This window comes from Pyrobaculum islandicum DSM 4184, assembly GCF_000015205.1.
GTDB lineage: Archaea > Thermoproteota > Thermoprotei > Thermoproteales > Thermoproteaceae > Pyrobaculum > Pyrobaculum islandicum.
This window is the reverse complement of sequence record NC_008701.1, coordinates 516,749-533,009: the sequence shown is the minus strand read 5'-3', so window position 1 is coordinate 533,009 and position 16,261 is coordinate 516,749. Positions and strand designations below refer to the sequence as shown.

Sequence of the window (16,261 nt, the reverse complement as noted above, 5' to 3'; positions counted from 1 at the left end):
TTAAGGGAGGCCATGTCAACTAAGTACGTTGAGGTAGGAGAGCTAAAGGAGGGCTCCTATGTGGTAATAGATGGAGAGCCTTGTAGAGTTGTAGAGATAGAGAAGTCTAAAACGGGGAAACACGGTAGCGCGAAAGCGCGAATCGTTGCCATCGGCGTTTTTGATGGTGGAAAAAGGACTTTAAGTCTCCCGGTGGACGCCCAGATAGAGGTGCCTATTATTGAGAAGTTCACGGCACAAGTGCTTTCGATCTCTGGCAACGTTATTCAACTGATGGATATGCGAGACTATAAGACTATCGAAGTTCCCATAGATTACGTTGAGGAAGAGGCTAAGGGGAGGTTAGCGCCGGGAGTTGAGGTAGAGGTGTGGCAGATATTAAATCGATATAAGATAACTCGAGTGAAATAACTGGAGCTGAGGTAAAGGTCTAACAGAAATTCCCAAATACGACCCCTCCCCGCCCTAAGGGGCGAGGTTTTCAGTCGCTCCACAGCTTGTCGTAGGTATCCTTTACGCTCTGTTGAATGGACGTTCCGCCGTATAGGAATCCATGTCTGCTAGGCCTGTTGTGTGTTGTACAATCAGGTCTATACCTCCCCGTTTGTGCGTTGCACATGTCGGGCGGCGTGTCCGCCCGCCGAGGGTTTTCAAGAAAACTTCAGAATATGATGCTTTGAATTCGTCAAGAATCTACGTCGCATCTTGGGTAGGCGATGAAGAATTGAAGTTTGCGATGGCGCTTGAAGCCTCAGCCACGGCTCAAGCTAGACGAGAAGAGAGACGTCATCTGGATTAGGCGGAGGTTAGAGGAGGGCGCTGGCGGCGGGCCAAGTGCTGCCAGACACCATGACCCCATGCCTGAATTATCGTAGGTACTGGTGACGGCGTGGGCGGAGAGAAAGTCCCTAGGCGTCGCCTAGGGATAGGCTGAAATAACTACTGGCTTGTAGCAGGAGGAGGCGATGCAAAAACATAATACGGATCTTCTCCCGCTATTTCTCTCAGAATTCTATCGGTAATTAATTCAACAAGATCTATACCGACTCTCTGTTTTACATCTTCATATGATACAAAGGGCTTTTTTCTCCTTTCTTCTATTATCTCCTGCACTTTCTTCTTCCCCACGCCTTTCAACAACTCCAGACTATGGAGTTTTAAAGTGATAGGCCCCGCCTCATTGAGCCATTTTATAAAACGCTCCTCTTGCTGTTCTACAATCTTTCTTATGATCACACGAAGATTCTCTTTGCCCTGTGGTTGAAGATCGTCGTATCTTATCCTTCTCACAATTTTGTCAACCTTATCTCTAGTCCCAAGTCCTACGTATAATCTCTCTCCTATGTCTACAGTAACTCCTTTTTTAAGCGTCACTTCCAAAAGCGTAAAATGGTTTTCACCAACTAAATGGGCATATGTCGCATCATGTGGGAATTCCCTTCTCATTTTCGGTGGGAGTTTGTAAACTGCTACTTCCGGGGGTAGTATGTCTATTACATATGCATACTCCTCCTTTCTCCCCTTCATTGCCCAGTTAGTATCTTGTATATTTCCTTTAGCTCACTATCTGAATACTCCCTTTTCTCAAGATATGAGAGTATAAGTTTTAACTCATCTAAGCTTTCTATAGACAGATTTGTTAACTGAACTGCTGTAATACGTGTGAATCCAAATTTTTCAATTAGCTTTTTCACTATAGACTCTGCCTCGTCAGGCTTTCTCTTTGTTACCTTTTCTAAATAGTCAAGCGTTTTTCTCTGGTCTTCTGAAAGTTGAGTTGTAGTAGACAACGTCCTTAGTATTTCCAATGCCTTAGCATTAGTTATCTCCTCCGATTTGCGTATTTTCTTAATGCTCACTACACGTTATCATATCTCACCTTTTTAACTTATTCGCCGAAAACTAAAATTTTAATAACTGCCGAGTTTTAGAGACGTATGGTTAAGAGAACACATGGCTATCGTTACAAGAGCAGAAAGTTATTAAGAAAGAAACCTAGAGAAAGAGGACTCTCCGGACTTTCCCGCCTTTTATATGAATACAAACCTGGCGATAGAGTTGTAATAGATATAGATCCGACCTTTGTGGAAAATGCGCCGCATAGACGTTACCAGGGGAAGGTTGGCGTTGTGATCGGTACTAGGGGTAGAGCGTATGTTATAGAGACCTATTTAGGAGATAAGAAGAAGATTCTTGTAGTAACTCCTGAGCACCTCAAGCCTCATCAGGGAGGTAGCTGAACATCTTCGCCCCCAGTGTAGTGTAGTTGGAGTTGGTAGTAGAGTTTGTCTATGCCCTCGCTTGTTTTGGCAGAAACAAAAAGAGGTTCTATAAACCCTCCCATATTGGCGACAGAGCGTAAGATTTCCTTTTCATAAGGTGGTAAATCTATAGACTCAAGTAATGTAGTTGGATCCTCTACCCAGTTTAAAATATTTATACGTACGTCTTCTGACAGAAGGTCGGATTTGTTGATTACCAATATCTGCGGTTTTTTAAACCGTATCCTGGTAGACAGAGCAAGCAACATAGTCACAGCAAAACCATCAACAGACTGTGCATAGACAGCATCTGCCACATATACTACTAAGGTGTGGACATCAGATAGTTTTTGTACTAGATATGCACCGCTCTGTCTAAACGCAAAAAGCTCCATTTGGCCTGGCGTATCTATTAGGTAAATGGGGGCCCCGATTATCTCCATCTCCTCCTTAATTCTCTCGGCCTCAGTCACTATCATATCAACAGCCGCAATTATAGACGCGTTCGGCCCTAGTTTAAACTGCTTCATTATCTTCCTGGCGCTAATCCTATCCCTTATGTCAATATCGGGCACATAAGGTAAGTACTCTACCGCAGGATCTAGGTTAACTATGCCGACGTCAAAACCTTGGTCTTCCATCCACGTGGAGAGAGTTGATACAAGAGTAGATTTACCAGAACCTGCTGTGCCTACAAAAAATACTGTATACATTAACGCCTGAGTTTTCTTACCTCTTCCGCAACTTTAAGCGCAAGTATACGTAATTTTTCACTAGTTTCTACCACGATGTAGCCCTGCCGCTCTTCAAACCAAAGCGCCGGATACTTTTTATCTTGGTACACTTGATATCTATACCCCAGTCTCTCTAAAGCCTGTATAACTTCTTGTAAAGTCGGCTTACTCACAGCTTTACTTCGCGGCAAAATTCTACCCCGAGAACGAGGGACCGACGAGTCTAGGTAAACAAGCCAGAGTATTCTCCCGCCTCGTTTCTTCATTCTATAAGCACTGCATTTATAACCCCGTCTTGCCCAGGTCTCGACGTGACGACAGCTCTGCCAACCTCGGTCTGTATCACCGCACCTTTGACTATAAGATTGCGACGCGCAAAATCTGGATTTGCTGGCGTTGACAAAATTGAGAGTATCTTAGCTTTTACATGCCGCCTTTCCTTTGGAATGTAAACGTTCGCATATCTTACCTCCCTGACTCTAACCTTTAAGTTACCTCCTGTTACTCTCTCTACAAGTCTCAAATCTCTTTCACCTAGTTTAGGTATTTGTGGAGGGCCTCCACACAACGCCTTCTTCTTAGTTTTTCTTACTCTTCCCTTTTTCCCGCCGCTGGGCTTTTTTAAATCTCTGCCTTTGTAAAATGCGGCTAGCTTCACAGCCTTTTAATAACAGTGGGGTATTTAAACTTCTCTCGTATAGCCGTCGAGAATTTGCCAAAGGAGATGTCGAAGTATATGATATTGAGAATTAATGACCCAAGCTCAGAGATAGAGTCTATAGAGTTAGGTTTATGATTATGTTTAAGAGAAATTATACAAAAGGCTAGAGAGGGGAAGATGCCAATCGTCAAGGTCAACCCGAGGGGGACTTCCTCAATTTGCCTGCGGTGTGGGGGCGTCTTGTGAGGGGCTCTGTCTCGAGGGCACTCCGTTGCCCCGCTGCGAGTGAGGGGGTAGAGACGTGGCGGCCGTGATAAACATCGAGGGAAGGGCGCTGGTGAAAGGCCAAGTGCTGCCAGACACCATGACCCCATGCCTGAATTATCGTAGGTACTGGTGACGGCGTGGGCGGAGAGAAAGTCCCTAGGCGTCGCCTAGGGATAGGCGGTGTTTGAACTCAGGTCCTAATAAGCCGGAGATCCTCATATTACCTAGATATTGAAAGGCATAACTATTATTAATTAGGGCGCGATGGGGTTTTAATGAAACGCATTGGAACTGCTCTTCATTATTCACGTCTCGGGAACCTCGTGGTAAAACTTAACGAGGTTCCCCCCATTTATATAAACATCTATACTTACACGATGAAAAAAGTCGGCATTCTCTACGATGTAATAGGTAATATAAAAAATCCGTACGGGCTTGTAAAACCTTATGTTCGCGATGAATCTTTAATAGGGCAACCACTGTATGTAAAACTACAGGACTTAGAGAAGAGGAGAAAATGACTAGAAAGCTGATATTTGAAGTAGAGGAGCACCGCTGCCCGGTGTGCGGCGCAGTTAATGACGTAGTTGTTGATTACGAACGTGGACAAGTTATATGTAAGAATTGCGGAACTGTCTTAAGAGAGGGAGTTGCAGATTTAGGCCCTGAGTGGAGGAAACCTGAGTCATCAAGGGCGTATTCAGGCCCCATAGGCTCCTCTATGGGAGATATAGAATTCGGCAATGTGAAGATAGCCGATAAACTTAAGGCGCTTAGCTTAAAGAAGTTTGCACGACCTATCTCTACACCACTTGAACGCATAGAGGTAGACATAAGAGAGTTTTTAGAAGCTGCAAAACAGAAGCTTAACATCCCAAAAGCTGTGATAGAGGATACTGTCATGTTGTATAAAAAGTTATATGATGCTGGATATCGGGCGCCAAGACTTGAGGGGTATGCTGCAGCTCTATATTTCACGCTCAAGAAACATGGGGTAGCCGCAATTACTTTAAGGAGCCTAGCAGAAAACCTCGGAATTAACCGTTCGTCTTTTATCTCAGCATATATGGAGCTTATGCGTGTTGCAAATAAACTTGGTATAAAACCGCCGCGTATAGATCCAAAAATATACATACCCAGGATTGTATCGGCGTTGGGTATAGGCGACGAGAAATCTGCAGAGGTGCAACGTATAGCCGTGGATATATTACGCTATATTTTATCATCACCACGTATTAGAAATGGAAGAAAGCCGCAAGTTCTCGCAGCATCCGCTGTTTATTACGCCTGTTACATAGCCGGCGTAGAGGTGACTCAGAAAGAGCTGGCAAAAGCTACAGATACCACGGAAGGACCTATACGAGATCTATTGAAAGAACTCTCGGAGATCCTATATATTGAGGTCACGGTGTAGTTTAAATTTTTAAATGGAGACCACTATTTTAGTGACGTGGCGACACAAGAGTTTGCAGAAGAGTCTGATGTACTTACTGAGGTTGAGATACAGATATTACAGGGGCTTGAGAGACTTGGCGGTAGCTATCAACAGAGGAATCTCTGGAAGTACATTGGAATAGATAGTAAGACCGGCCTACCCATACTCGCTAGACTTGAAAAAAGAGGACTCATAGCGAGAGAAAGAGTTGGCGGAAACAAACGAGGTGTATACATAGTAAGATTGACTGAGAAGGCATATAGACTGCTTAGTAAAATACATGAGGAGACAGTAGAGGCCTTTATAGTAGATTTTGACGCCCTCCCAAATGAGCTTAGAACTTTGTTATCAATACCCTGTGTATATTGTCCATATTCTGACCGATGCGGCGTTAGTTTCATAACCCCCCTTACATGCAACTTATTGACTAAGTGGCTACATAACCTGAGGTCATGACCTTGGTTAGAGCTTTTGTAGCTATCGACGTCGAAAATCCGGAGATTGTTAAAAAAGTAGAGGAAATACAAAGAGAGGTTCTAAGACTTGGTCTCGACATAAAGCTTGTAGAAAAAGAAAATTTACATCTAACTCTGCGTTTTTTGGGAGAAATTCCTCAAAGCCGAGTTAATGATATTGTTAAATCCTTAACAACCATCAGATTCAGTAAGTTTAAAATCGCGCTTTCTGGACTTGGCGTATTTCCGGACTTGGCTAAACCTCGTGTATTATGGATTGGCGTTTCTAAGGGTTTAGAAAATCTTGTCAATCTCGCAAATATAGTAAGAAATTTAGTAGATAAATATGCAGAACATAGAGAGGATCGCGAATTTTCTCCTCATCTTACTATAGGGAGAATTAAATCTGGAAGAAACATAGATAAACTCAGAGAGGTTATTGAGCGCTATAGAGAAGCCGAATTCGGCGTTATCGAAGTAGATAAGGTGAAACTAAAAAAGTCAGTGCTAACGCCGAGAGGGCCTATTTATAGTGACCTCTTTGTACAATATCTCACGTGAGCACTTTAGAGGAGGTACTTAGAGAGGCCTATAAACTCGTTACGCCTAGCGAAGAGGAAGAGAGAGAGTTAAAGAAAGTTACGGAGAAAGTTAAGGCCTTAATCGCCGATGCAATAAATAAATATGGGATAGAGGCGGAGATAGGCGTATACGGCTCTAGTGCACGTTCTACATGGCTACCCGGGCAACGCGATATAGATATCTTTATTGTACTCACAAACAGAAACATAAATATAAAAGATGTTATAACGCTGTTATCAAGATACTTTTCAGAGAGGGGGGTCACATGGAGCATGCGTTATGCGCAACACCCATATCTTTCTCTCCTTGTCGATGGATACGAAGTAGACGTTGTTCCATGCTATAAAATTAGCTTTGGCGAAAGACCTATAACGGCAGCTGATAGAACGCCACTTCACCATAAGTTTCTAGTTGAAAAACTCAGCGAAGAGCAGAGACGAGATGTCAGATTGTTAAAGCTCTTTATGAAAACAATTGGAGTTTATGGGGCTGAAATAAAGGTTGAAGGCTTTTCTGGATATTTAACTGAGCTTCTTGTTGCATATTATGGCTCATTTATAGATGTTCTTAAAGCGGCATCACGATGGAGGCCTTATCGTACATATATTACTTTCTCTGAATCTAGGGCGAAGTTTAAAGCGCCGCTTGTTGTTGTAGACCCTGTAGACCCTGAGAGAAACGTAGCCGCAGCTGTTTCGTTGACATCTATGTCAACTTTTATATTGGCATCACGACGATTTTTAAAAAACCCCTCTATAACATATTTCCAACAGAGACAAGGCGCCGTCATTAAAACAAATGTTGTAGAGGTGGTATTCCCATACCCTAATGAGCCTCCCGACATCGTCTGGGGACGTTATAAGAGAATTGGGAGATCAGTTTTTAATTGGCTTAAACAATGCGGCTTCAGGGTGTACCGATGGGGTGTTGAAAGCGACGAAAAGTCTTACGTCTCTCTTATATATGTAGTGGAACAGATCGAGCTTCCGCCTTATATGTTACACAGGGGGCCCCCTGTCTATGACGGTGCAGTTGATGCATTTGTAGAAAAATATTTAGATAAGGACATAATAGGGCCGTTTGTACAGGGCTCTAGGGTCTATGTAATCAAAAGAAGACGTTATACCAATATCTCCGACTGTTTAAAAACGTATCTAGGCAAGGGTGATTACACTATCCGTATAAATTTATACGAAGGGGCACTTGTAAGGAAAAACGCTTGGATTACTTAAGCGTTGTGCTTATAAATGGCTATAGGCATATGGTATATGGATGTATATACTGTGAAGACTTATAGTGATGCAAATCAGTTTTTATCCGAGCTTGACCAGAAAGTCAGAGAATTAGAAGAGTTGGTTAAGGCGTTAAGCACAGAGTTGGAAAATTTAAAGCCTTCACTAGAGCGGTATAAAAGACTTCAAGAGTTATTGAGGAAATTTAGCACTGGAAGTTCAGAGAAGAGTCCACCTCTTGAAATCACAGGTCTCCAGCTATATATAGACCCTAATCCTATGACCAGATACGAGATTTTGGAAGAATCTTATAGACACATGGTAGATCTGCTAAGCGTCCTAAAAAAGGTGAGAGAAGTAGCGCAATCTATCATAAGAGAGGGTGGGCTAGAGTCTCTAAAAATCACCATTCAATATAAGAATGGAGTGCCTGTAAAGCTTATTGTGCTAGGCTAATAGCCTTAGCCTTCTCGCCGCTGATAATAATAGGCGAATTTCTAGGGACTGAAAATACCCTGGAGAGTACATCACACTTTGCCCTGAACAATAGAAGCGCTGGTACCTCTCCCCATTCTATATATGCCTCAAAATTGGCAATACCCTTCGCTATTATGAATCTATCTCTTATCCATCTGATGGGAGATATATTGCCGGGCGTAGCTATCACCCTGTATCCTGCCAGATCGCTTTCTGTCATGTCTATTTCATAAGGTTCCGAACGGACGACAAATATGGGTTTAATACCATTTCTCTCTAATGCCTCAGCTACAACAAAGTCTATTTGCGCCTCTCCTGCATTATCAAGCACATAATATAATTCAGAGGGTAACTCTACGTACTCTTCTATTGCTGGCAAATCCCATATGGCTTCCTCTAGTTTCTTAGGTCTATAGCCCAATACGCTTGTATCAACGATATTCGCCGCAGCCGCTATTCTGAGGGCAGTTTTTAAATCCCATGAAGTTTGTTGAAGTTTGTGTCTCACGATCTCCGCAACTTTTTTGCCTATTGTAGCTAGTCTCTCCTTATATTCTCTATAGGGATCCTCTACGCCGACAAGCTTAGCTACAGATCTAAAGCTCTCGGAAAATGCTTCACTTCTGCTAGACTTTTGCAATAGACGGGAGAGTTCGCTTAGAATCTCAGGGAGTTTTTCAGGTCTATTAAGCCTTACTAAATCGCTGGTCCTTGATGAAATTATACAGAGCTTACAATTAACTTCGTCAATCCACACGATTAATTATATCAACAACTCTTCTTAGATCCTCCATGGTTATATCTCCCATTACACCTATTCTAATTGATTTTTCTCTATATTTGTACATACCGCCTGAGATGACGTACCCCGCCTCCTTTAGTTTAGCAATGATTTCTTTTGGCTTTTCACAATAGAAAGCCGTTACTGTAAAACTACGTAAACCGGCTGGCGGAATAGGTCTTAACTTCAGCGCAGAATATAGATATTCTACTCTCTCCCTGTGGATATCTACATACTTAGGCCCTAGTTCCAGTATATAACTCAGGGAAACGTCTAGGGCGAAGAGTATAGAAATCGGTGGAGTATACGGCGTTTCTAGATTATCTAACATTTTTATGAACTTTCTTAAGTTCATAGAAGGAGGTACGCCTGTCTCTGCCTTTGGTTCTGTAGAGAGGTATAAGATGGAGGCCCCTGGGGGCGCTAAAAGCGCTTTGTGCGACGCCGTCGCAACAACATCGATGTCCTGTGGAAGAGGCTCTGCAGGAAATCCAGAGACGCTGTCTACAAGAAGAAGGACGTTATACGACTTTGTAATATCGATAAGCTTCTTTAGTTGCTTATAGGCGATACCAGTGCTAGTCTCATTGTGTATCAACAACAGAGCCCTAATTTCACGATCTCTCCGCAAGATGTCTTCAACTTCGTCGGGAGCTGGCGGCTTGTCTTGCTCAATTTCAACCACATTTGCGCCTCTAATCTTAGCCGTCTCTACAGCCCGTTTTCCAAACTCACCATAGACAAGCGCAAGTATTTTGTCCCCAGGGTTTACGTAATTGTATATCATTGTATCAACAGCTAGAGTACCTGTGCCAGGCATCACTACGGCTCTAGTTGGATACAATGAGTGTAGTTTATCTAATACAGATTTGAACAACTTTTTAAATTCGCTATCTCGGTGAAACGGTGGTTGTTTTGCCATCGCATCTATTACAAACTTCGGCAATTGTACCGGCCCTGGCGTTAGATACTTCATAGCCTTATTCTCGAGACCACTTCTTCTATGTTTAACACAAGCTCCTCGGCTAGTCTTCTCATTGCTTCATAAGTCTCGGAACCTACATGTGGCGTTATTACAACTTTTTCGTGTGTTATCAATTTTCTCAGATAGGGGCTTTTGGGGGGTTCCTCTGGTAAAACGTCTAGGCCAACGCCCCATAGTCTATCTATGTGTTGTAGTAACGCTTCATGATCAACGACCTCACCCCGGCTTGTGTTTATCAATATGGCATTATCTTTTACTAAAGCGAGTCTATCGGCATTAATTAATCTATATGTGTCCGGTGTTAGAGGTACATGGATAGACAATACATCGCTTTCTTTTAGAAGCTCTTGTAGCGACACTTGTCTACCTCCCAGTTTCTCCACGTCGGAACTTACATCTACTATGTCACTTGCTAGAATTTTCATACCTAAGCCCTTAGCTATTTGAGCTACAGCCCTACCTATTCTACCAAATCCTAAGACACCAAGAGTTTTTCCGCTTAGTTCAATACCTATATATTTGCCTTTAGGCCACTCGCCCTCCTTTACCTTGGCATTCAGCAACGGAATTCTACGGGCGACTGCAAGCATAAGACCTATCGTTAATTCGGCGACGCTCTGTGTAGGTGCGCGAGGGGCGCTAACAACTGCAATACCCCTTTTTACAGCATATTCAACATCTACGTTATCTAACCCAACGCCATATCTTGCTAAAATTTTCAAATTTGTGCCTGCATCAATAATCTCTCGATCTATTCTTAGCCTTCCCCTAAAAATTAAAATATCATAGTCTCCTATTATATTTAATAACTGCTCTCTTGAAATACCTGGTTTTATATCAACTTTTATTCCAATTTTCTCTAGCCTTTCTTTTATGAGTAAATCGACATTGTCTACGATAAGTGCTAACATTAATGCGTGGATCGGTCTACTTTATAAATCTTGCCAGAATTTTTTCCTAGACTATGATGAGAAGATGGTCTAGCGATACGATGAGCAAGAGACCGATCGCTGAAGCATATATAATCTGCCTACAGAAGTATATTTATATTGGGGGGTAAATTCTAAAAGATGGTTAACTTTTCCGACTCCGTATATAGTGTATTAAAAGTGCTTGTTGAACTATATAATAAAGGGAATACTCCCGTTAAATCTAAAGATATTGCGAGCGCGTTGGGTATACACGAGGGCTATGTGCGTAATATGCTCTCAATTCTCAAGTCTATGGGACTTGTGATAAGTAAAGCGGGGCCTCACGGCGGGTACATACCTACTTCAAAAGCCACAGATATGTTATCTCGTCAAACGTTCTCTGTGCCTATAGTTTCGCTTAGTAACGTCATCGGATACGCATTAGATGTAACTCTAATAGGTTTGCTGTCAGATAAACCTCTTGCTTCAATGCGCGTTATAGGGGATTTAACAGAATACATAGAACGAGAGGTAAGAATAGGACCTCTTCCTAACGGCTTAGTGTTAATTGGAAAGATAATAAAGGCCGATATAGAGGCGTTGGTAGAAATAACTTCGATCGTCTCTATACCTAGGACATCTGTGAAAAACATAATGACGCCAAATCCTGTGGTGGCTAAGCCAGACGATACAATAGCTCCTTATGTAAAGCTATTTATAGAGAAGAGATACAGGGGCATACCTGTCGTAGATGAAAATGGAAAGCCTATTGGTCTTCTAATGGCTTCTAAACTAATGGAGACTTTATCCTTGTGTAAACTTGATGCTAAGGTTAAAGACGTAATGGTAAAAGATCCTCCAACTATATATGAGGATGAAGACATACATGAGGCAATACGTTTAATGGTCGCGGGGGGTATTGGCAGACTGTTGGTAGTAGATTCTGAAGACAGGTTGGTCGGTATTATAACTAGAACAGATATTCTCAGAAGAATAGCTACTCTTGAACAACTTGTATAGTACAATCATACTCGTACCGCTGGACTCTTCTAGTTATTAAAAACCCAGCCGTATACTTACTAGCCTCACATACCGAAGCTAATAAATCCATGCCTCTTATATAGTGGTAGAGGGTTAAAACCGCTAGAAATACGTCGCCACTACCTGTGACATCCTCTACGTTAAGTCTTGCACTGTTTATATAATACAATTTGCTACCCATAACAACATATGAGCCCTCTTCGCCAAGTGTATATACAACATATAGCCATCTCTTAGCGAAATTTAGGAGTTCTTTCATCGACATTTGTATATCGTCATATGAAAAATGTACCAAATTTGCATCAGGGAGCGGTATTTTAGCACGTAAATACCCCTGTAGGTCTGCCACAACAATTCTTGCACGTATCTCTGCATCCCTAAGCTCGTCATACACTGGGGACAAAATTACAATGTCCCCCTCTACTCTCTCTATACCTCTCGAAGGCTTTTTTACTAGTCTAACATTCCTGGGCTTTGTTCTGTAGTCTAGCTCAAATGTTGTAGTGACGTCCGCCTCTATTAAATCGGCTTTTACACCCATTTCTTGAAATATTTTTCTTAGTTCCATTGCTACTTCCGATGATACAACACCTAAGACTCTTACATTATTATATAGTGCGGCTAGTGCAAGAGATGCATAATATGTAGGCCCGCCGTATCTCTTAAAAATACCTTTGTTTGTGTATATGATGTCAATTGTTGGATTACCCACTATTGTTACTTCCACACATGGCAAGAACGAAATAAATATATATAGTATTATTTAGAGCGTTTTATGCCGCCTTTACTCGAGCTACGCAATGTAAAGATGTATTACAGCACATCTAGAGGTGTTGTGAGAGCTGTTGACGGAATTTCCTTTAGGTTAAACAAGGGGGAGGCTATGGCTCTTGTAGGCGAAAGCGGTAGTGGCAAAAGTTCACTAGCATTTACAATAATAAGACTGTTGCCACGTAATGTCGCTGAAATCGGCGGAGAAATTTTCTTTTATGACGACGAATTAGGAACTATAGACTTGATGAAGATGAGCGAGGAGGAAATTAGGAGAAAGATACGTTGGAAGAAAATATCTATGGTGTTTCAAGCGTCTATGAACGCCCTGAATCCTGTATTGAGAGTGCGTGACCAAATGATAGAGCCCCTAGTCTTACATCTTGGTCTTTCAGAAGATGAAGCTTTAAAAATTTCCGAAGAAGCTCTCCGTTCCGTAGGCCTTACTAAAGATGTATTAATGAGATATCCTTTTGAACTTTCTGGAGGCATGAAACAGAGAGTAGTAATTGCTATGGCCATTATGATGAAACCAAAGTTAATAATTCTAGATGAGCCAACTTCTGCTCTTGATGTAATTACTCAAGCAAATATTATGAATTTATTAAAAGAACTAAAAACAAAATATAATTTATCATACATCCTTATTACTCACGATATAGCTTTAGCCTCTGAAATAGCCGACAAAATTGGCGTTATGTATGCCGGAAAACTTGTAGAACTAGCGCCTGCGGATGTCTTTTTCTATAAACCAAAACATCCATACTCACAGAAACTACTTGCTGCTGTGCCTACATTACGTGAAGAAAAGACTATAGAATATATCCCAGGCGATGTACCTAGTCTCATCACGCCGCCGTCTGGCTGTCGTTTTCATCCCCGATGTCCCTATGCGATAAAAGGCAAATGCGACAAAGAAGAACCTGTAATGAAACATATAGAAGAAAGCGAGGTTGCATGCTGGTTGTATTAATATGTCGTTGTTAGAAGTTAAAGAACTTAAGACATGGTTTCCTGTAAAAAGGGGACTTTTTAGCCCTGTGAGATATGTGAAAGCGGTAGATGGAGTTAGCTTCTCAATGGAAAAAGGCGAGGTTTTAGCAGTGATTGGAGAGTCGGGATCTGGAAAGACTACACTAGGAAGGACAATTTTGAGACTTATAAAGCCCACCTCTGGCAGGATAGTATTTGAAGGCAAAGATGTTACGTATCTTCCAGAGTCTGAACTTAGGTGGTATAGATTTTCAACCGCAATGGTGTTTCAAGACCCCTTCAGTTCTTTAAACCCATATCATACAGTACAGTATATACTAGAGGAGCCGCTTATACTCAGAGGCGTAGATCCCAAAGAGAGGTATGAATTTGTCATAAAAGCTCTAGAGGAGGTAAAACTTGTACCGCCTGAAGACTTCCTCAGAAAATATCCACACATGTTGAGCGGCGGTCAGAGACAGCGTGTGGGTATTGCGAGAGCGCTTATTACAAGACCCAAGTTTATTGTTGCCGACGAGCCCGTCTCAATGCTCGACGTATCTATTAGAGCAGAGATACTTTCTCTCATGCGATCCTTACAGACTAAATACGGCATTACAATGATGTACATTACCCACGATATAGCCACTGCGAAATATTTATCTGACAAAATATTAGTTATGTATGCTGGAAAGGTTGTAGAGTATGGTAGATTTAGAGATGTTATAAAGGAGCCTTTACATCCATATACTCAAGCTCTAATAGAGGCTCTGCCTGATCCAGATCCCTCTAATAGATTTAAGGTTAGAAAAGTGCCGCCTGGCGAGCCGCCTAGTTTGTTAAATCCGCCGTCTGGCTGTCGTTTTCATCCTCGATGTCCCTATGCGATAAAAGGCAAATGCGACAAAGAAGAACCCAAATTAATAGAGGTGAAGAGCGGACATTACGTAGCTTGTTGGCTGTATAATAAATAAATAACGTAGTGTTAACACATACTATGCGAATTGAAAGAACAGGCCAGCCTGTCTCGAAACTTCTACAACTTCTTGAAGAAGACTTAAAGCGAGAAGATATAATATATCTTGAGAGGGTGCCATCTCCTAAGGCTAACGAGAGATATCGGGATGTAGTATCACGGTTTTTTACAGAATTTGGCATAGCTACTGTATACATTAAAGTCAGAGGGTCTACGTTTGAAAGACGGTATGTGATAAATGCAAAATACGATTGGGCAGTAGGGGGCGTTGTAGAGGGGTGGGTTGTGGAGGGCGACGTCGTGCGAGTGTATGAACCTATAGCCATTAGCCTAAGTGATATAGGAAAAGCTCTTGATTACTACGGAGATGCGTATTGGAAAGCCGAGGAGAGAATCTTATCGAAGAAGATGGCTGAGGTTTATACAGAAGAGAAGCCTCCTGCTGATTAAGGAGAGATTTTTATAACAGGAGCTTCAGATCCTGTTATCATTATGTAATCTAGAATTGTTCTTCTCACTTCTTCATTTCTTTTTAACGCGACAACGGACTGTCTTCTTTTTAGTGTCCAAACAATTTCATATAATTTTCCAGAGAAGCCTACATTACCACCGCGGGTGACTACAGCATAGGCTCCCAGCTTAAATGGTATATGCATTTTTATATTTTTATTCTGTAAATCGTATAGCACAGTATCAAAGGTTTTTATATGACGACCTACGTCTTGAGATACTATTAAGTTTCTACCATCGTGGAAATGTAGTTGCAACTTACCACCTTTTACTGCAGTTTTCCCCTCTACCCTTAGCAATTTCAACGTTGCCTCTTCTGAAGAAATAGGAATGAGGGCATAATACTTTTTCTCGTCTGGCACAACTCTGTAAATTTCTCCCGTTGGCACGATTTCTACAACGTCCATAAGACCCACTGGGAACTTATAGTCTTTTCTAATAACGCCGTCGATTTTTACATATCCTCTCGATATTATATATCTTGCTTCACGCATTGTCTTAGCATATTTTAGTACGTCTCTTATGATTATTGCAAGTGGCAACGAATAGGCAAGACTATGGGGCCCTGGAGAAGATCTTACTACCCATACTCCTCCGATCTTCCGCGGTATAGGCCACCAGTATGGTGCAGTTGTACGACGTAGATGTACCATATCTACTCCTTCTTTCTTCTCTGTATTATTTTCTGTCTAATCTTATCCGATGTATCGATATCTATTATCATCACTTTAGAGGGATGTATTGGGTAATACACGGTTTGACCCTTGCTATTTGTCCTGGTAGCTCCCTCTACATATATTCTCACCTTCTTAAGATCTACTTTAACGACTTTGCCGGTAACACCTTTGAAATCCCCTCTCATTATCATAACCGTATCGCCGCGTCTTACAGGAAGTCTTTTTACGCCCAATTTTTTCTGTAAATCAGGTGAGAGCTTTGCATTGAATAGCTTATGTCTTAAATGTAGCGGCGCCGTGTATAGGCTAAGCCGTTGTCGTCTAGGCTGTATAGATGTAGTAAACGGCATGAGACGCCCCAGTAGATTGATATATAAATTTATCTGCGCTTCCCGAGCTCTCTTTCCCTAGCTTTTGCTAGTACTTCGTTTATCTCTTCCAGCTCTCTAAGAATTCTTCTATTTATTTCGACTATTCTGTCTAGGTACCTACTGACTTCTTCCACAAGGTTAGGAGACACCCCTCTAAAAATA

General features: G+C 41.8%; 25 protein-coding genes. 13 read left to right on the top strand and 12 right to left on the bottom strand.

Annotation, left to right across the window (positions count from 1 at the left end):
• The first annotated feature begins 12 nt into the window (after positions 1–12).
• Positions 13–411, top strand: coding sequence for a translation initiation factor IF-5A (locus PISL_RS02985; RefSeq protein ID WP_011762335.1), 399 nt, complete (start codon positions 13–15; stop codon positions 409–411).
• A gap of 265 nt (positions 412–676) precedes the next feature.
• Entirely contained in the window at positions 677–799 is a 123-nt protein-coding gene (locus PISL_RS11510; RefSeq protein WP_280531782.1) for a hypothetical protein, read from the top strand.
• 140 nt (positions 800–939) lie between these two features.
• Here the strand turns inward: PISL_RS11510 and PISL_RS02980 are convergent, their stop codons facing one another.
• Positions 940–1,527: a DUF655 domain-containing protein gene (locus PISL_RS02980; protein ID WP_011762334.1), complete on the bottom strand. Its 588-nt coding sequence runs from the start codon at positions 1,525–1,527 to the stop codon at positions 940–942.
• The gene (locus PISL_RS02975; RefSeq protein WP_011762333.1) at positions 1,524–1,859 is read right to left on the bottom strand and encodes an RNA polymerase Rpb4 family protein; all 336 of its coding nucleotides are present in this window, start codon (positions 1,857–1,859) and stop codon (positions 1,524–1,526) included. The genes PISL_RS02980 and PISL_RS02975 overlap by 4 nt, the downstream gene beginning before the upstream one ends.
• Positions 1,860–1,937: 78 nt before the next feature.
• On the opposite strand from PISL_RS02975, the gene PISL_RS02970 reads away from it, so the two are divergent.
• On the top strand, positions 1,938–2,240 hold the full coding sequence (locus PISL_RS02970) for a 50S ribosomal protein L21e (RefSeq protein WP_011762332.1): 303 nt from the start codon (positions 1,938–1,940) through the stop codon (positions 2,238–2,240).
• Here the strand turns inward: PISL_RS02970 and PISL_RS02965 are convergent.
• From PISL_RS02965 to PISL_RS02955, 3 genes are read right to left on the bottom strand one after another with little or no spacing between them, the layout of a single operon-like run.
• A complete protein-coding gene (locus PISL_RS02965) occupies positions 2,225–2,974 on the bottom strand; it encodes an ATP/GTP-binding protein (protein ID WP_011762331.1) in 750 nt (249 codons plus the stop codon). The two genes, PISL_RS02970 and PISL_RS02965, sit on opposite strands and share 16 nt — an antisense overlap.
• A complete protein-coding gene (locus PISL_RS02960; RefSeq protein ID WP_011762330.1) occupies positions 2,974–3,261 on the bottom strand; it encodes a signal recognition particle subunit SRP19/SEC65 family protein in 288 nt (95 codons plus the stop codon). The genes PISL_RS02965 and PISL_RS02960 overlap by 1 nt, the downstream gene beginning before the upstream one ends.
• A complete protein-coding gene (locus tag PISL_RS02955; protein ID WP_011762329.1) occupies positions 3,258–3,653 on the bottom strand; it encodes a 30S ribosomal protein S8e in 396 nt (131 codons plus the stop codon). The genes PISL_RS02960 and PISL_RS02955 overlap by 4 nt, the downstream gene beginning before the upstream one ends.
• 545 nt (positions 3,654–4,198) lie before the next feature.
• Here PISL_RS02955 and PISL_RS02950 point away from each other — a divergent pair.
• The 6 genes from PISL_RS02950 to PISL_RS02925 are packed head-to-tail and all read left to right on the top strand — an operon-like array spanning position 4,199 to position 8,083.
• Entirely contained in the window at positions 4,199–4,444 is a 246-nt protein-coding gene (locus PISL_RS02950; RefSeq protein ID WP_011762328.1) for a Gar1/Naf1 family protein, read from the top strand.
• Positions 4,441–5,337 (top strand): TFIIB-type zinc ribbon-containing protein, encoded by an 897-nt coding sequence (locus PISL_RS02945; RefSeq protein ID WP_011762327.1) that lies wholly within the window; start codon positions 4,441–4,443, stop codon positions 5,335–5,337. Before PISL_RS02950 ends, PISL_RS02945 begins: the two co-directional genes overlap by 4 nt.
• A gap of 36 nt (positions 5,338–5,373) precedes the next feature.
• Positions 5,374–5,814, top strand: a complete 441-nt coding sequence (locus PISL_RS02940; RefSeq protein ID WP_011762326.1) for a helix-turn-helix transcriptional regulator — start codon at positions 5,374–5,376, stop codon at positions 5,812–5,814.
• Positions 5,811–6,374: an RNA 2',3'-cyclic phosphodiesterase gene (thpR, locus tag PISL_RS02935; RefSeq protein ID WP_011762325.1), complete on the top strand. Its 564-nt coding sequence runs from the start codon at positions 5,811–5,813 to the stop codon at positions 6,372–6,374. Before PISL_RS02940 ends, thpR begins: the two co-directional genes overlap by 4 nt.
• A complete protein-coding gene (gene cca / locus PISL_RS02930) occupies positions 6,371–7,627 on the top strand; it encodes a CCA tRNA nucleotidyltransferase (protein ID WP_011762324.1) in 1,257 nt (418 codons plus the stop codon). Before thpR ends, cca begins: the two co-directional genes overlap by 4 nt.
• 36 nt (positions 7,628–7,663) lie before the next feature.
• Complete coding sequence (locus PISL_RS02925; protein WP_053240291.1) at positions 7,664–8,083, top strand: hypothetical protein; 420 nt, start codon at positions 7,664–7,666, stop codon at positions 8,081–8,083.
• Here PISL_RS02925 and PISL_RS02920 read toward each other — a convergent pair.
• Genes PISL_RS02920 through PISL_RS02910 form a run of 3 tightly spaced genes read right to left on the bottom strand, consistent with a single transcriptional unit; the run spans position 8,067 to position 10,781 of the window.
• Positions 8,067–8,861 carry an ARMT1-like domain-containing protein gene (locus PISL_RS02920; protein WP_011762322.1) on the bottom strand — a complete coding sequence of 265 codons (795 nt, stop codon included), beginning with the start codon at positions 8,859–8,861 and terminating at the stop codon, positions 8,067–8,069. The genes PISL_RS02925 and PISL_RS02920 overlap by 17 nt on opposite strands.
• Complete coding sequence (locus tag PISL_RS02915; protein ID WP_011762321.1) at positions 8,851–9,861, bottom strand: pyridoxal-phosphate-dependent aminotransferase family protein; 1,011 nt, start codon at positions 9,859–9,861, stop codon at positions 8,851–8,853. The genes PISL_RS02920 and PISL_RS02915 overlap by 11 nt, the downstream gene beginning before the upstream one ends.
• Positions 9,858–10,781 (bottom strand): D-2-hydroxyacid dehydrogenase, encoded by a 924-nt coding sequence (locus PISL_RS02910; RefSeq protein WP_011762320.1) that lies wholly within the window; start codon positions 10,779–10,781, stop codon positions 9,858–9,860. The genes PISL_RS02915 and PISL_RS02910 overlap by 4 nt, the downstream gene beginning before the upstream one ends.
• A gap of 159 nt (positions 10,782–10,940) precedes the next feature.
• On the opposite strand from PISL_RS02910, the gene PISL_RS02905 reads away from it, so the two are divergent.
• Positions 10,941–11,801: a CBS domain-containing protein gene (locus tag PISL_RS02905; RefSeq protein WP_011762319.1), complete on the top strand. Its 861-nt coding sequence runs from the start codon at positions 10,941–10,943 to the stop codon at positions 11,799–11,801.
• Here PISL_RS02905 and PISL_RS02900 read toward each other — a convergent pair.
• Positions 11,779–12,549, bottom strand: coding sequence for a PfkB family carbohydrate kinase (locus PISL_RS02900; RefSeq protein WP_011762318.1), 771 nt, complete (start codon positions 12,547–12,549; stop codon positions 11,779–11,781). The two genes, PISL_RS02905 and PISL_RS02900, sit on opposite strands and share 23 nt — an antisense overlap.
• Before the next feature lie 48 nt (positions 12,550–12,597).
• Here PISL_RS02900 and PISL_RS02895 point away from each other — a divergent pair, with 48 nt between their 5' ends.
• From PISL_RS02895 to PISL_RS02885, 3 genes are read left to right on the top strand one after another with little or no spacing between them, the layout of a single operon-like run.
• Positions 12,598–13,566 (top strand): ABC transporter ATP-binding protein, encoded by a 969-nt coding sequence (locus PISL_RS02895; protein ID WP_011762317.1) that lies wholly within the window; start codon positions 12,598–12,600, stop codon positions 13,564–13,566.
• Between the two features lies 1 nt (position 13,567).
• Positions 13,568–14,539 (top strand): ABC transporter ATP-binding protein, encoded by a 972-nt coding sequence (locus PISL_RS02890; protein ID WP_011762316.1) that lies wholly within the window; start codon positions 13,568–13,570, stop codon positions 14,537–14,539.
• Between the two features lie 23 nt (positions 14,540–14,562).
• Positions 14,563–14,991, top strand: a complete 429-nt coding sequence (locus tag PISL_RS02885; protein ID WP_011762315.1) for a hypothetical protein — start codon at positions 14,563–14,565, stop codon at positions 14,989–14,991.
• Here PISL_RS02885 and PISL_RS02880 read toward each other — a convergent pair.
• Genes PISL_RS02880 through PISL_RS11505 form a run of 3 tightly spaced genes read right to left on the bottom strand, consistent with a single transcriptional unit; the run spans position 14,988 to position 16,233 of the window.
• Positions 14,988–15,704 (bottom strand): 30S ribosomal protein S4e, encoded by a 717-nt coding sequence (locus PISL_RS02880; RefSeq protein ID WP_011762314.1) that lies wholly within the window; start codon positions 15,702–15,704, stop codon positions 14,988–14,990. The genes PISL_RS02885 and PISL_RS02880 overlap by 4 nt on opposite strands.
• Before the next feature lie 2 nt (positions 15,705–15,706).
• Positions 15,707–16,078, bottom strand: a complete 372-nt coding sequence (gene rplX / locus PISL_RS02875) for a 50S ribosomal protein L24 (RefSeq protein ID WP_011762313.1) — start codon at positions 16,076–16,078, stop codon at positions 15,707–15,709.
• Between the two features lie 29 nt (positions 16,079–16,107).
• Positions 16,108–16,233 (bottom strand): hypothetical protein, encoded by a 126-nt coding sequence (locus PISL_RS11505; RefSeq protein ID WP_280531781.1) that lies wholly within the window; start codon positions 16,231–16,233, stop codon positions 16,108–16,110.
• Between the last annotated feature and the right edge of the window lie 28 nt (positions 16,234–16,261).